Consider the following 13,014-nt stretch of genomic DNA (forward strand, 5'->3'; position numbering starts at 1 on the left):
CCCTTCCGCGTGTCCGCGTGTCCGCGTGTCCGCGTGTCCGCGTGTCCGCGTGTCCGCGTGTCCGCGTGTCCGCGTGTCCGCGTGTCCGCGTGTCCGCGTGTCCGGGTTTCCGTGCGAGGGATCAGCCGATCGGCAGGCCGCCCAGGGACGGGGCGGCGGGCAGGCCGCCGCCCAGGGCGCCGGCGGCCGGGCCCTGCGCGCTCTCGCCGGCGGCGCCGGCGGTCTCGCCGACGACCTCGCCGGTGCTGCCGGCGGCCTCGCCGGCCACCTTCTGGGCGGCCGGGGTGGCGGTCTTGCCCGCCGCGCCCGCGGTCTTGCCGACGGCCGGGACGGCCGTGCCGACGGCCTGGCTGCCGGTCGCGCCGACGACGCCGGTGGCGGCCTGCGCGCCGCTGTCGACGGCGCTGCCCGCACCGGCGGCGTCCAGGGCGGTGACGCCACCGAGGGCGCCGGTCGGCGCGATGCCGTGGTCCAGGGCGCTCGCGGAACCGGCCGCACCGACCACGGGGGCTGCTCCGGCCGCGATGAGGAGGGCGGCGCGGGCGATCCGGCGGGTCAGGGGGAGGGACATGGTGCTCCTTCGACGGGGTGCGACGAGTGATGTTCGGTGCACTGACAACCGGCCCCGGGGTGGGGGAGGTTGCGGCGGTCGAAGGTAAAGGATTGGCAATGCGTCGTATTGTCGGGTGGGGAGGAAAACGGACGAACGTCTCATTGCGTGGATGTCTGCCGAACCGTCACTTCCCATGTCCCGCAAGGGAACTGGCGTGTCGGGACAGGGCATGGAAAGGCCCGCCGGAAAGGCGGGCGAATTTCCTCGGATTCCGTCCGGGCGCATGCCACGGGGGAGTGAACGACCGTACGGGTGACCGGCTACCGCGCGAGCCGGATGCGGACCGAACCCGCGGCGGAGGCCCCGGAACCGGTGCCGGAACCGGCACCGGACGCCGCGCCGGCGGAGCCCGGGGAGGACTTCTCCCAGCCGCCGGACGAGTCGCTCGCGCGCCACACCCGGCCGCCGTACGCGACCTCCGTGACGCGCAGCTCGTCCGCCCGCGCCACCGCCCACTGCGCGAGCTCCCAGCCGCGCCGCTCGTCCGAGTCGGCCCCCGGGGCCGCGCCCGCGTCCGTCCCCGCCCGGACGGGGATCACGAGCACCGGAGGCTCCGCCGCCGACCGGCCCGCGCTCGACCCGCCCGTGACCGTCTTCGGCACCGCCTTCTCGCCGAAGGCCCGCACCAGCTCCGAACGCACCCGCTCCGGATCGCCCGGCGGGCCCTTCATGTCGCTCGCCGTACAGGTCAGCGCGGCGGGCGCCCGGCCGGTCAGCGCCGCCGAGAGCAGAGTGGCGTCCGGCTCGTGCTTCGCGTACGCCTGCGGGAAACCGCTCCGCTGTACCTTCTGCGCCGCCACCGTCAGCGGCAGCCGCGAGTACCCCGGGACCTTCTCCAGCCCCTCGTAGAACTTCCCCGCCGAGTACACCGGGTCCATGATCTGCGCCGGCGTCCCCCAGCCCTGCGAGGGCCGCTGCTGGAACAGGCCGAGCGAGTCCCGGTCACCGTGCTGGATGTTCCGCAGCGCCGACTCCTGGAGCGCCGTCGCGAGCGCGATCGTCACCGCGCGCTCGGGAAGCCCCCTGGTGGTGCCGACCGCCGAGATCGTCGCCGCGTTCGACGCCTGCTCCGGAGTGAACTCGTACCGGTTCTCGCCGGTGCCGACACTGCACCGCGGTGTGCCCTTGCTCCCTGTCATCTGGTGGAAGGCCACGTACGAGGCCAGGCCGGCGAGCGCGGCGAGGGCGGCCACGGAACGGGCGAGACGGCCACGGCGGGTGCGGCGGCCGCTACGGGCGGGGCGGGTGGGCTCGGACACGGGGCCCACCGTACTGGAGGCCGGGTTAGGGTCGGCACATGGCTGACATCACTCCGCACGAGACCCGGCTGGACCTCTCCCAGGACGGTGCGGCACTGACCGCCGCCCTCGTCGACTTCCCGTCCGTGAGCGGTACGGAGCAGCCGCTCGCGGACGCCATCGAGCAGGCTCTGCGCGCCCTGCCGCACCTCACCGTCGACCGCCACGGCAACAACGTCGTCGCCCGTACGCGCCTCGGCCGCGCCGAGCGGGTCGTCCTCGCCGGTCACATCGACACCGTGCCGATCGCCGACAACGTCCCCTCGCGGCTCGACGAGGACGGCATCCTGTGGGGCTGCGGCACCTCCGACATGAAGTCCGGCGTCGCCGTCCAGCTGCGGATCGCCGCCACCGTGCCCGAGCCCAACCGCGACCTCACCTTCGTCTTCTACGACAACGAAGAGGTCGCCGCCGACCTGAACGGCCTGGGGAAGATCGCCGCCGCGCACCCCGACTGGCTGGAGGGCGACTTCGCCGTCCTCCTGGAGCCCTCGGACGCCCAGGTCGAGGGCGGCTGCCAGGGAACCCTGCGCGTCATCCTGCACACGGCCGGTGAGCGCGCCCACTCCGCGCGGTCCTGGATGGGCTCCAACGCCATCCACACCGCCGCCCCGATCCTCGCCCGCCTCGCCGCGTACGAGCCGCGCAAGCCGGTCATCGACGGCCTGGAGTACCACGAGGGCCTCAACGCCGTGGCGATCCAGGGCGGCGTCGCCACCAACGTCATCCCCGACGCCTGCACGGTCACGGTCAACTACCGGTACGCCCCCGACCGCTCCCCGGCCGAGGCGCTGGCGTACGTCCGCGCGTACTTCGCCGACTGCGACATCGCCGAGTTCGTCGTCGACGACGAGAGCCCCGGCGCGCTGCCCGGCCTCTCCCACCCGGCAGCCGAGGCCTTCATGAAGGCCGTCGGCGGCAGCGCCCAGCCGAAGTTCGGCTGGACCGACGTGTCCCGCTTCAGCGCCCTCGGGGTGCCCGCGGTCAACTACGGCCCCGGCGACCCGATCTACGCGCACAAGCGCGACGAGCACGTCCCGGTCGACCGGATCCACCACTGCGAGGCACGTCTCCGCGACTGGCTGACTGCCTGACTTCCGTAATTTCGCGTTTCGTCACCTCTGTCGTCCTACGCTGACCGGACCAGAAGATCAGTCGGATCGGCGGAGGGAGCAGGCCATGGGCATTCCCGAGGGAATGGCGAAGCCCGAGGAGCAGCGACTGGGGCCGGTGCTGAGGCGCAGGGACCAGGTCCAGCCGGGCACCACGGACCAGCGGCTGCTCGACACCGAGGGCGACTCGGAGTGGGTGCACACGGACCCCTGGAGGGTCATGCGCATCCAGTCCGAGTTCGTCGAGGGCTTCGGAGCCCTCGCCGAACTGCCGAGCGCGATCAGCGTCTTCGGCTCGGCCCGCACGAAGCCGGACTCGCCCGAGTACGAGGCGGGCGTACGGATCGGCCGGGCGCTCGTCGAGGCCGGTTTCGCGGTCATCACGGGCGGCGGCCCGGGCGCCATGGAGGCGGCCAACAAGGGGGCCAGGGAGGCCAAGGGCATCTCGGTGGGCCTCGGGATCGAGCTCCCCTTCGAGCAGGGGCTCAACCCGCACGTCGACATCGGCGTGAACTTCCGCTACTTCTTCGTCCGCAAGACGATGTTCGTGAAGTACGCGCAGGGCTTCGTCGTCCTGCCCGGTGGCCTCGGCACCCTCGACGAGCTCTTCGAGGCGCTGACCCTGGTCCAGACCCGCAAGGTCACCCGCTTCCCGATCGTCCTCTTCGGTACGGAGTACTGGAAGGGCCTCGTCGACTGGCTGCGGGACTCGGTCGTCGCGGGCGGCAAGGCGTCGGAGCGCGACCTGCTCCTCTTCCACGTCACGGACGACGTGGAGGAGGCGGTGGCGCTGGTGACCAAGGAGACGGGCAAGTAGAAGTCAGCCCCGCGGGGGCCCCACGCCCTCAGGGCGTAGGGGGAGTCCGAGGCGCGGGGTCCGGGGCAGAGCCCCGGTTTCGGGAAGGGGTGGGGTGGGGAAAGGTCCCTCACCCCCTCCCGCACCCGCTCCGCGACTACGCCAGCCCGCGCCGAGCGACGGCCGGCGGCCGGTGCCCGGCGATGGACGCCACCATGTCGAGCACCTGCCGCGTCTCGGCCACCTCGTGCACCCGGTACACCTGAGCGCCGAGCCAAGCCGAGACCGCCGTCGTCGCCAGCGTCCCGAGCACCCGCTCCTTCACCGGCCGGTCCAGCGTCTCCCCGACGAAGTCCTTGTTCGACAGGGACACCAGCACCGGCCACCCCGTCTCCGCCATCTCGCCGAGCCGCCGCGTCGCCTCCAGGCTGTGCCGGGTGTTCTTCCCGAAGTCGTGCCCCGGGTCGATCATGATCCCGTCGCGCCGCACCCCCAGGGCCACCGCCCGCTCCGCGAGCCCCACAGTGACGCGCAGGATGTCGGCCATCACGTCCTCGTATGCGACCCGGTGCGGCCGCGTCCGCGGCTCCGCGCCCCCCGCGTGCGTACAGACGAGCCCCGCGCCGTACTTGGCGGCCACCTCCGCGAGCCCGGGGTCGACCCCGCCCCACGCGTCGTTCAGGACGTCCGCACCGGCCTCGCAGACCGCCGCGCCGACGTCCGCCCGCCAGGTGTCCACGCTGATCACCACATCGGGATGGCGCCTGCGGACCTCGGCGACGAAGCCGACCGTCCTGCGGGCCTCCTCCTCGGCCGTGACCTCCTCGCCGGGGCCCGCCTTGACCCCGCCGATGTCGATGATCGCCGCGCCCTCGGCCACCGCCTGCTCGACCCGGGCGAGCGCCGGCTCGTCCCGGAAGGTGGCGCCCTGGTCGTAGAAAGAATCCGGGGTCCGGTTCACGATCGCCATGATCACCGGCTCGTGCGGCCCGAATTCACGCCGTCCCAAGCGCAGCATCCCTTTTGTCCTCCCTCGCGTGCGTTCGCTGCGACCCTAACCGTCAGTGGCGCATGGCACGATCGGCACGGGACGAATTCCACTCCGGGAAGAGGCGCGCAGGTGTTCTGGTTTCTGCTCATCACGATGGTCGTGGTCGTGGCCGCGGTGACTCTGGCGGTGGTCGGCGGAGGCGACGGCGAGGTGCTGCCCGAGGTGGCGCCCGAGCAGCTCGTCGACCCCCTCCCGGCGGCCCGCCCGGTCGACCGCGCCGACGTCGAGGCGCTCCGCCTCCCCGTCGCGGTCCGCGGCTACCGGATGGCGGACGTGGACGACGTCCTGGTCCGCCTCGGCGCCGAACTGGCCGAGCGAGACTCCCGGATCGCCGAGCTGGAGGAGGCGCTCGCGGGAGCGTCCGCCGGTGACGGAGAGGACGAGCGCTCATGACGGACGGCGGAGCGGTCCCGGGCCCGGACGGGCGGCTGCGCTGCCCCTGGGGCCTGTCGACCGAGGACTACGTCGCGTACCACGACGAGGAGTGGGGCCGCCCGGTCCACGGCGACGACGAGCTCTTCGAGCGGCTCTGCCTCGAGGCCTTCCAGTCGGGCCTGTCCTGGATCACGATCCTGCGCCGCCGCGACACCTTCCGGCAGGCCTTCCACGGCTTCCGCATCGCCTCCGTCGCCGGCTTCGGCGAGGCCGACCGGGAGCGGCTCCTCGCCGACGAGGGCATCATCCGCAACCGCGCCAAGGTCGACGCGACCCTGGCCAACGCGAAACTGCTCGCCACCTGGTCCCCGGGCGAGCTCGACGCCCTGATCTGGTCCCACGCCCCCGACCCGGCCGGCCGTCCCGTCCCGCGCTCGGTCTCCGAGGTCCCGGCGGTCACCGACGAGTCCACCGCCCTCGCCAAGGCCCTCAAGAAGCGCGGCATCCGCTTCGTCGGCCCCACCACGGCCTACGCCCTGATGCAGGCCTGCGGCCTGGTCGACGACCACGTGGAGGACTGCGTGGCCCGGGGCGGCCGGTAGCGCACCGCCCCGGGGCCCGCGGCCTATCGGCCGAGGTAGCGGGGCTTCTCCTTGGCGATGAAGGCGCGGACGGCGATCGTGTGGTCCTCGGAGGCGCCCGCGAGGGACTGGAGCTCGTCCTCCTTCTCCAGGGACTCGGCGAGCGAGTGGTCCGCGCCGTAGGCCAGGGACTCCTTCAGCGCCGCGTACGCGACGGTCGGGCCCTCGGCGAGGGCGCGGGCCACCTTCGTGGCCTCCGCGGCGAGGTCGGCGGCCGGGACCAGGCGGTTCGCGATGCCGAGCTCGTACGCCTCCTGGGCGGAGATCGAGCGCGGGAAGAGCAGCAGGTCCGACGCCCGGCTCGCGCCGATCAGCCGGGGCAGCGTCCAGGACATGCCCGAGTCGGAGGTCAGCGCGACGCCCGCGAAGGACGTGTTGAACGCCGCCGTGTCCGCGACGACGCGGTAGTCCGCCGCGAGCGCGAAGCCGAAGCCCGCCCCCGCCGCGACGCCGTTCACGCCCGCCACGACCGGCTTGCGCATGCCGGTGAGGGCCCGGACGATCGGGTTGTAGTGATCGCGGACCGTGTTCATGGTCTCGCGCGTCCCGGACTCCTGGTCCGCCATGAGCAGGCCCACGTGCTCCTTGAGGTCCTGGCCGACGCAGAAGGCCCGGTCACCGGCCGCCGTGAGCAGGACGGCCCGTACGGCGGTGTCCGCCGCGGCCGTTTCCGCGGCGTCCCGGAGCGCGACCTTCGTCGCCACGTTCATCGCGTTCATGGCCTCGGGCCGATTGAGCGTGATGGTGGCGAGTCCGTCGCTCACCTCGTAGAGCACCGTGTCGGCCATGGGGTTCCCTTCGCCTCATTGCGTGGTTGACCTGCCCAGCATGGCGGAGATCACCCGCGCCGCACATGTGAGCTGCGTCAAAGAATTTCGGCCGCCGAGGGGTTCCGAAGCGGCGCAGTATCGCAGCCCGATCGCCGAAATGTGGGGTTTTGAGAGAGCGCGTTGCGGAAGCGATGCAGATCGATGTTGGTCATCGGGTCCTGCGATGCGGGATAATGACCTGGAAGCAATGTGTTCGAAGCCGGTGAAGCGTGCTCCGCATCGAAGAGCTGCCCGGCTGACGATGAGCTGGTTTCAGGAAGGGGAACAAGCATGGCGGCCATGAAGCCGCGGACGGGTGACGGCCCGCTCGAGGTGACCAAGGAGGGGCGGGGCATCGTCATGCGCGTTCCGCTCGAAGGCGGCGGTCGGCTTGTCGTCGAGCTGACCCCGGGTGAGGCCGAGGCGCTGGGCGACGCCCTGAAGAAGGTCGTCGGCTGACCTGATCCTCCACGATTCCTCGCCACTGCCCCGGGACGGTTTCCACCGTGTCGGGGCAGTGGTGCGTCCGGGGCGAGGAGGGAAGGGAGTGGGCCGAGGACGGGGCGAGGACGGCCCCTCGGCGGGTCGAGGACGGCCCCTCGGCGGGTCGAGGACGGGATCTCCGGGCGCCGAGGGGCCCCTGGAGGTTCTTCGGGGCCCGGGTCGGGTCCCCGGGGGGTTCAGCCCCGGCGTACGGCGCAGAGCAGGCCGTCGCCCACCGGCAGGAGCGAGGGCAGCAGCTCCTGGCTCTCCCGCACGGTGCGCAGCAGCTCCCGGACGCGCAGGACCTCCGCCGGCTGGGCCGCGGAGTCGACCGTCCGGCCGTCCGCGAAGACTCCCTCGAAGCAGACGAGACCGCCAGGTCGCAGCAGGCGCAACGATTCAGCGAGATAGTCCAGGTACTCCAGACGGTCGCCGTCGCAGAAGACGAGGTCGTACCCGCCGTCCGCGAGACGCGGCAGGACGTCCAGGGCGCGGCCGGGGATGAACCGGGCCCGGTTGCCGGCGAAGCCCGCCGCACGGAACGCCGTCTTCGCGAACTGCTGGCGCTCCGGCTGGAGGTCCACCGTCGTCAGGACGCCGTCGGGCCGCATGCCGAGCAGCAGGTAGATGCCCGACACGCCCGTGCCGGTGCCGATCTCCGCCACCGCCTTGGCGTCCGCCGTCGCCGCGAGCAGGCGCAGCGCGCCGCCGGTGCCGGGCGACACCGAGGGCAGCCCTGCCTCCCGGGCCCGGTCCCGGGCCCAGCGCAGAGCTTCGTCCTCGGCGACAAAGGCGTCGGCGAACGACCAGCTCGTCTGCCGGTTGGCGGTAATGGCCCTCTCCTGTCCCCGTAGTTGACGCAACGGTGACTGTATCCGCTGTCAGCGGGAACCCGCAGATGGGACCGCGCGTTCACTGGAGGCGGGACGCGCTCGGCGACAGCCGGGCGAGCCGGTCCCAAATTCGCGTAAAGATTCTTATCCGGAGCTAACGGGCGAGGTGGCTATGGTAGGGGCTCCGCTGGACACCACCAGAGCCGACAGGGGAGGTGCGGCTGCGCCTGTGGATCGGGGAGGAGTGCTTCGGCGTCTTCTCAGGTCGGCGGGTGAGCCGAAATCCGTGACCGACACCGCTGACCGAATCCGCACCACCGACTCCGCTCCCACCACCGCGACCTTCGCATCGGATGCGGAATCGCAGGCGTGGACTCCGCCCACCTGGGAGGAGATCGTCAGCACGCACAGTGGCCGGGTCTACCGCCTCGCCTACCGCCTCACGGGCAATCAGCACGACGCCGAGGACCTCACCCAGGAAGTCTTCGTCCGTGTCTTCCGCTCGCTGTCGACGTACACGCCGGGCACCTTCGAGGGCTGGCTCCACCGCATCACCACCAATCTCTTCCTCGACATGGTCCGCCGTAAGCAGCGCATCCGTTTCGACGCGCTCGCCGACGACGCCGCCGAGCGGCTGCCCAGCCGTGAGCCGTCGCCGCAGCAGGTGTTCAACGACACCCACTTCGACGCCGACGTGCAGCAGGCCCTCGACACCCTCGCGCCCGAGTTCCGCGCCGCGGTCGTCCTCTGCGACATCGAAGGACTGTCGTACGAGGAGATCGCCGCGACCCTCGGCGTGAAGCTCGGCACCGTCCGCAGCCGGATCCACCGCGGGCGCTCCCACCTGCGCAAGGCGCTCAAGCACCGCTCGCCCGAGGCCCGGGCGGAGCGTGCCCTCGCCTCCGTCGGATGGGAAGCAGGGACAGCGTGAGCGGCACACGTCCCTCGTCACCGACCCCCGCGGAGCACCACCTCGGGGACCGGCTCGCGGCGCTCGTCGACGGCGAGCTCGGCCACGACGCCCGGGAGCGGGTGCTCGCACACCTCGCGACCTGCGCCCGCTGCAAGGCCGAGGCCGACGCGCAGCGCACCGTGAAGAGCGTCTTCGCCTCCACGGCGCCCCCGCCGCCCTCGGAGGGCTTCCTCGCGCGGCTCCAGGGGCTGCCCGGGGGACCAGGTGAGTCCTCGGGCGGCTCCGGCGGATTCGGAGCCCCACGAGGGCCCCTCGAGGAACTGCTCGGCTCGGCGGCGCTGAAGTCCGACGGCTTCGCCACCGCGGCCGTCGTCACCCCGCGCTCCCCGCACCCCGGCGCCGGCTTCCGGATCCACGACGTCGGCGACCGCGCCTCCGGCACGTCCGGGCGCGGCCGGCGCTTCGCCTTCGCCGCGGCCAGCGCGGTCTCGTTCGCCGCGATCGCCCTCGGCGGCACCCTGCCGATGGAGACCTCGGTCAGCGCGAGCGGCCGCGGCGGGCAGGGCACCGGCAGCGCTGTCACCCCGCTGCGCGCCACGGCCTCGGGCGGCACCCCGGGCACGGGTACCGCACGCGGTACGCGTTCCGGAGAGCGTGGCGTCCAGTCCGTCGCCGAAGAGCCGCTCACACCGCTCGCGGCCCGTGACGGCGCTCCCGTCGGCAAGGCTCCCGCGGGCACCGTTCCCGCCGGCGCGGTTCCGCCGGACGCGGTGCGCTCCGTCACGGCTCCGCCGGCGGCGGTGCACCTCCGGAACCAGGCGGCGCAGTCGTTCTTCGCCCTCTCGCCGTTCATACGACCGACGGGTCCGGCCCTCGATCTGGCCCTCGCCCCCGGTCCCAGCCCGGCGCCGAGCCCGACGAACGCCCCGCTCGGCTCCCACCGCTGACCCGCGACCTGGTTGAATCCAGGGACAGGGGCGCCCGAGCCAGGGGCGCGGACGGGTCAGCGGTTGCGGGGAGAACATGAACGACGGGAAGCCGAACTGGTGGAGCCGGCCTTCGACGGCACCGGAGGCGGCGCGGATACCCTCGCCGCCTCCGAGCGACGGCGGTGACGACGGCGACGGTGATTTCCCCCTGCCCGCGCCCCAGCAGCCGGTCGAGACCACCGCCGAAGCCGCGACCGAGGCTGTCGCCGAGGCCGTGACCGGTTCCGGCGCGCCGGAACCCATCGCGGCGCCCCGGCCGGAGCCGGAGCCCGAGCCGGCAGCCGTGGCCGAGCCCGAGCCCGCCGTCCTTCTGACGAAGAACGAGCCGGCCGACGCCCCCGTGACCGACGCGGCGGAGGCGACCGACGTGACCGACTCGACCGTCGTGGCCGACGCGGCCCAGGCCCCGGCGGCTCCCACTCCCGCTCCCGCACAGCCCGCCCCCCAGCCCCTGCACGCGCCCGACGAGTACCGGACGCCGCCCTACGGCGAGCCCGGCCCGTGGGCGCCCGCACCGCCCGTGCAGCACCCGGCGCCCCCCGCACCCCCGCAGGGCCCCGTGGCGCCCGTACCGCCGCAGCAGGCCGCTGTGCCCCCCGTACCGCCGCAGCAGGGCGGAACCGCCCCCTGGATGCAGTACGACCCCTGGGGTGGGGCCGTCGGCGGCGTGGGGGTCGCGCCGGCGCCCCGGAAGAAGTCCCGGAAGGGCCTCGCGCTCGCCGGGGCGCTGGTCTTCGCCCTCGTCACCGGAGTCATCGGCGGCGGCATCGGCGCGTACGTCGAGCGCAACGGCGGTCTCACCACCGTCGAGCTGCCCCAGGCCGACGCCGGGGACACCGACCGCGCCCCCGAGAGCGTGGCCGGGATCGCCGCCGGCGCGCTGCCCGGCGTCGTCACCCTGCACGTCAGCGGCGGCGGCTCCTCCGGCACCGGCACCGGCTTCGTCCTGGACACCAAGGGCCACATCCTCACCAACAACCACGTGGTCGACGCGGCCGAGTCCTCCGGGGACATCACCGTGACCTTCTCCAGCGGCGAGACGGCCTCCGCCAAGATCGTCGGCAAGGACACCGGCTACGACCTCGCCGTCGTCCAGGTCACCGGTGTCTCCGGCCTCAAGCCGCTGCCCCTCGGCAACTCCGACAACGTCCGCGTCGGCGACCCCGTCGTCGCCATCGGCGCCCCCTTCGACCTCTCCAACACCGTGACCTCCGGGATCATCAGCGCCAAGGAGCGCCCGATCACCGCCGGCGGCGAGAAGGGCGACGGCACCGACATCAGCTACGTCGACGCCCTCCAGACCGACGCCCCCATCAACCCCGGAAACTCCGGTGGGCCGCTTCTCGACTCCAAGGGCCGGGTCATCGGCATCAACAGCGCGATCCGCGCCGCCGGCGGTTCCGGCGACGGCGACGGGGGCAGCGCCGGCCAGCCCGGCTCCATCGGCCTCGGCTTCGCCATACCGATCAACCAGGGCAAGCGGGTCGCCGAGGAGCTCATCAACACCGGCAAGGCCACCCACCCCGTCATCGGTGTGAGCCTCGACATGCAGTTCAACGGCGACGGCGCCCGCGTCGGCGAGAAGGGCAAGGACGGCGCCGCCTCCGTCACCCCGGGCGGCCCGGCGGCCGCGGCGGGGCTCCGGCCCGGCGACGTCATCACCAAGGTCGACGGCCAGCGGGTCCACAACGGCGAGGAGTTGATCGTGAAGATCCGCGCCCACCGCCCCGGCGACAAGCTGCGCCTCACCCTCACCCGTGACGGCAAAGAGCTGACCAAGACGTTGACACTGGGTTCGTCGCAGGGAACCTGAGTGCCATGTGGTGGACACCGGGAGGTACCCGTCCGACAGTTTCGGCGGGTACCGTGGACCGGGCCCTGGACCGGCGTGAAGGAGCTACTAGGTGTTCAGCGACATAGGCGCACTCGAGCTGGTGGCCCTCGTGGTCCTCGCCGTGCTCGTCTTCGGGCCTGACAAGCTCCCGAAGGTCATCCAGGACGTTTCGCGCTTCATCCGGAAGGTCCGTGACTTCTCGGACAGCGCGAAGGAGGACATCCGCAGCGAGCTGGGGCCGGAGTTCAAGGACTTCGAGTTCGAGGACCTCAACCCCAAGACGTTCCTCCGCAAGCAGCTGGAGGGGAACGAGGACCTCAAGGAGCTCAAGGAGCTCCGCGGCTCGTTCGACCTCAAGAAGGAGATGAACGACGTCGCCGACGCGGTCCACAGCCGCGATCCGCAGCCCTCGGCGATCGCCGGCGCCGCCGCCGGCGGCACCCCGGACCTCCTCAAGAAGCAGGACAAGCCGGACACCGCCGAGCGTCCGCCGTACGACTCCGACGCGACCTGACGACGGGCTGTCACCGACCCGACGCGTCCTGGTGGCTATCCTCCCTCTGTTGACGGAACGAGGAGGCGGCCGAGTTGGAGACCACGAGTCGGGTGGAGGGCGTACCGACGGCCCGGCGTACGCCCGAGGGCTATCTGCGCGCACCCTTCGCCTGGTACGGCCTGGACGAGGCGTTCACCGGGCCGCGCTGGCTGATGCAGGTCGGCACGGCGGCGGACGGCAGCGTGCAGCACGGTTCGACGGGGCACGGCGACGAGCCGTCCATAAAGTCGGACGCGAAGGCCGCGGAGAAGGAGCGTTTCGCCGTCGTGGTGACGGTCGCGGCGAGCCCGGTCCGGCGGACCGGGGACGGGACCGGCGTCCTCGACGCCACGACGGTCTCCTCCGCCGCCTGGCTGGCCGGTTCGGGCCTACTGGTCCACACCTGGCCCGCCTCGCTCGACCACGGGCTGCGGGACGACTGGCTGGACCAGCAGACGGAGACGGCCTTCGAGCTCGCCGACGACCTCGACGGGCCCGCCTGGTCGACGCTGTCGCTCCCCGTGGACGGGGTGCCGATGCCCTTCCACTACCGCGAGTCCGAGTTCGGCTGGGTGCTCGCGGGATCGGCGGCCGGGGTGCACCTCGGGGCGTACGGGCGGGGCATGAGCGCGTACGGGCTCGGGTTCTCGCAGATCAAGGACCTGGAGGCGTACGCCTAGGAACGGAAGAAGGGGCACCCCGCGCGGGGTGCCCCTTCCTCGGTTCTCAGAA

General features: G+C 72.7%; 15 protein-coding genes. 10 read left to right on the forward strand and 5 right to left on the reverse strand.

Annotated features, from left to right (window positions below; all coding sequences use genetic code 11):
• Positions 1 to 121: 121 nt before the first annotated feature.
• Together ACWFR1_RS22090 and ACWFR1_RS22095 are read right to left on the reverse strand one after the other, a co-directional pair.
• Positions 122 to 571: an ATP-binding protein gene (locus ACWFR1_RS22090; protein WP_453553686.1), complete on the reverse strand. Its 450-nt coding sequence runs from the start codon at positions 569 to 571 to the stop codon at positions 122 to 124.
• 302 nt (positions 572 to 873) lie between these two features.
• The gene (locus ACWFR1_RS22095; protein ID WP_453553688.1) at positions 874 to 1,881 is read right to left on the reverse strand and encodes a hypothetical protein; all 1,008 of its coding nucleotides are present in this window, start codon (positions 1,879 to 1,881) and stop codon (positions 874 to 876) included.
• 29 nt (positions 1,882 to 1,910) lie between these two features.
• Here ACWFR1_RS22095 and dapE point away from each other — a divergent pair, with 29 nt between their 5' ends.
• Both dapE and ACWFR1_RS22105 read left to right on the forward strand, forming a co-directional pair.
• Positions 1,911 to 3,005 carry a succinyl-diaminopimelate desuccinylase gene (dapE, locus tag ACWFR1_RS22100; RefSeq protein ID WP_453553690.1) on the forward strand — a complete coding sequence of 365 codons (1,095 nt, stop codon included), beginning with the start codon at positions 1,911 to 1,913 and terminating at the stop codon, positions 3,003 to 3,005.
• A gap of 85 nt (positions 3,006 to 3,090) precedes the next feature.
• On the forward strand, positions 3,091 to 3,840 hold the full coding sequence (locus tag ACWFR1_RS22105; protein ID WP_453553692.1) for an LOG family protein: 750 nt from the start codon (positions 3,091 to 3,093) through the stop codon (positions 3,838 to 3,840).
• Between the two features lie 136 nt (positions 3,841 to 3,976).
• Here ACWFR1_RS22105 and folP read toward each other — a convergent pair whose 3' ends face one another.
• A complete protein-coding gene (gene folP / locus ACWFR1_RS22110; protein WP_056643787.1) occupies positions 3,977 to 4,837 on the reverse strand; it encodes a dihydropteroate synthase in 861 nt (286 codons plus the stop codon).
• Positions 4,838 to 4,939: 102 nt separating this feature from the next.
• On the opposite strand from folP, the gene ACWFR1_RS22115 reads away from it, so the two are divergent.
• Positions 4,940 to 5,263, forward strand: coding sequence for a hypothetical protein (locus ACWFR1_RS22115; protein ID WP_453553694.1), 324 nt, complete (start codon positions 4,940 to 4,942; stop codon positions 5,261 to 5,263).
• Complete coding sequence (locus ACWFR1_RS22120; protein ID WP_453553696.1) at positions 5,260 to 5,847, forward strand: DNA-3-methyladenine glycosylase I; 588 nt, start codon at positions 5,260 to 5,262, stop codon at positions 5,845 to 5,847. The genes ACWFR1_RS22115 and ACWFR1_RS22120 overlap by 4 nt, the downstream gene beginning before the upstream one ends.
• A 23-nt stretch (positions 5,848 to 5,870) precedes the next feature.
• On the opposite strand, the gene chcB is transcribed toward ACWFR1_RS22120, so the two are convergent.
• A complete protein-coding gene (gene chcB, locus ACWFR1_RS22125) occupies positions 5,871 to 6,674 on the reverse strand; it encodes a 2-cyclohexenylcarbonyl CoA isomerase (RefSeq protein WP_453553698.1) in 804 nt (267 codons plus the stop codon).
• A gap of 312 nt (positions 6,675 to 6,986) precedes the next feature.
• Here chcB and ACWFR1_RS22130 point away from each other — a divergent pair, with 312 nt between their 5' ends.
• A complete protein-coding gene (locus ACWFR1_RS22130; protein WP_017239934.1) occupies positions 6,987 to 7,154 on the forward strand; it encodes a DUF3117 domain-containing protein in 168 nt (55 codons plus the stop codon).
• A 221-nt stretch (positions 7,155 to 7,375) separates the two neighbouring features.
• On the opposite strand, the gene ACWFR1_RS22135 is transcribed toward ACWFR1_RS22130, so the two are convergent.
• Positions 7,376 to 8,041 carry an O-methyltransferase gene (locus tag ACWFR1_RS22135; RefSeq protein ID WP_024759307.1) on the reverse strand — a complete coding sequence of 222 codons (666 nt, stop codon included), beginning with the start codon at positions 8,039 to 8,041 and terminating at the stop codon, positions 7,376 to 7,378.
• Positions 8,042 to 8,183: 142 nt separating this feature from the next.
• On the opposite strand from ACWFR1_RS22135, the gene sigE reads away from it, so the two are divergent.
• The 5 genes from sigE to ACWFR1_RS22160 all read left to right on the forward strand — a co-directional run bounded on the left by sigE (position 8,184) and on the right by ACWFR1_RS22160 (position 12,962).
• Positions 8,184 to 8,942 carry an RNA polymerase sigma factor SigE gene (gene sigE, locus ACWFR1_RS22140; protein ID WP_125745465.1) on the forward strand — a complete coding sequence of 253 codons (759 nt, stop codon included), beginning with the start codon at positions 8,184 to 8,186 and terminating at the stop codon, positions 8,940 to 8,942.
• The gene (locus ACWFR1_RS22145; protein WP_453553701.1) at positions 8,939 to 9,871 is read left to right on the forward strand and encodes an anti-sigma factor family protein; all 933 of its coding nucleotides are present in this window, start codon (positions 8,939 to 8,941) and stop codon (positions 9,869 to 9,871) included. The genes sigE and ACWFR1_RS22145 overlap by 4 nt, the downstream gene beginning before the upstream one ends.
• A gap of 76 nt (positions 9,872 to 9,947) precedes the next feature.
• On the forward strand, positions 9,948 to 11,726 hold the full coding sequence (locus ACWFR1_RS22150; protein WP_453553703.1) for a S1C family serine protease: 1,779 nt from the start codon (positions 9,948 to 9,950) through the stop codon (positions 11,724 to 11,726).
• A gap of 91 nt (positions 11,727 to 11,817) precedes the next feature.
• Complete coding sequence (locus ACWFR1_RS22155; RefSeq protein ID WP_453553705.1) at positions 11,818 to 12,261, forward strand: sec-independent translocase; 444 nt, start codon at positions 11,818 to 11,820, stop codon at positions 12,259 to 12,261.
• A 74-nt stretch (positions 12,262 to 12,335) separates the two neighbouring features.
• Complete coding sequence (locus ACWFR1_RS22160) at positions 12,336 to 12,962, forward strand: hypothetical protein (protein WP_453553707.1); 627 nt, start codon at positions 12,336 to 12,338, stop codon at positions 12,960 to 12,962.
• Positions 12,963 to 13,014: the final 52 nt, after the last annotated feature.

The organism is Streptomyces sp. NPDC055103 (genome assembly GCF_053607625.1).

Coding starts and splice junctions, on each gene's coding strand:
- sigE (WP_125745465.1), top strand. CDS start 8,184: ATGGTAGGGGCTCCGCTGGACACCACCAGAGCCGACAGGGGAGGTGCG.
- chcB (WP_453553698.1), bottom strand. CDS start 6,674: ATGGCCGACACGGTGCTCTACGAGGTGAGCGACGGACTCGCCACCATC.
- ACWFR1_RS22120 (WP_453553696.1), top strand. CDS start 5,260: ATGACGGACGGCGGAGCGGTCCCGGGCCCGGACGGGCGGCTGCGCTGC.
- ACWFR1_RS22150 (WP_453553703.1), top strand. CDS start 9,948: ATGAACGACGGGAAGCCGAACTGGTGGAGCCGGCCTTCGACGGCACCG.
- ACWFR1_RS22090 (WP_453553686.1), bottom strand. CDS start 571: ATGTCCCTCCCCCTGACCCGCCGGATCGCCCGCGCCGCCCTCCTCATC.
- ACWFR1_RS22105 (WP_453553692.1), top strand. CDS start 3,091: ATGGGCATTCCCGAGGGAATGGCGAAGCCCGAGGAGCAGCGACTGGGG.
- folP (WP_056643787.1), bottom strand. CDS start 4,837: ATGCTGCGCTTGGGACGGCGTGAATTCGGGCCGCACGAGCCGGTGATC.
- dapE (WP_453553690.1), top strand. CDS start 1,911: ATGGCTGACATCACTCCGCACGAGACCCGGCTGGACCTCTCCCAGGAC.
- ACWFR1_RS22130 (WP_017239934.1), top strand. CDS start 6,987: ATGGCGGCCATGAAGCCGCGGACGGGTGACGGCCCGCTCGAGGTGACC.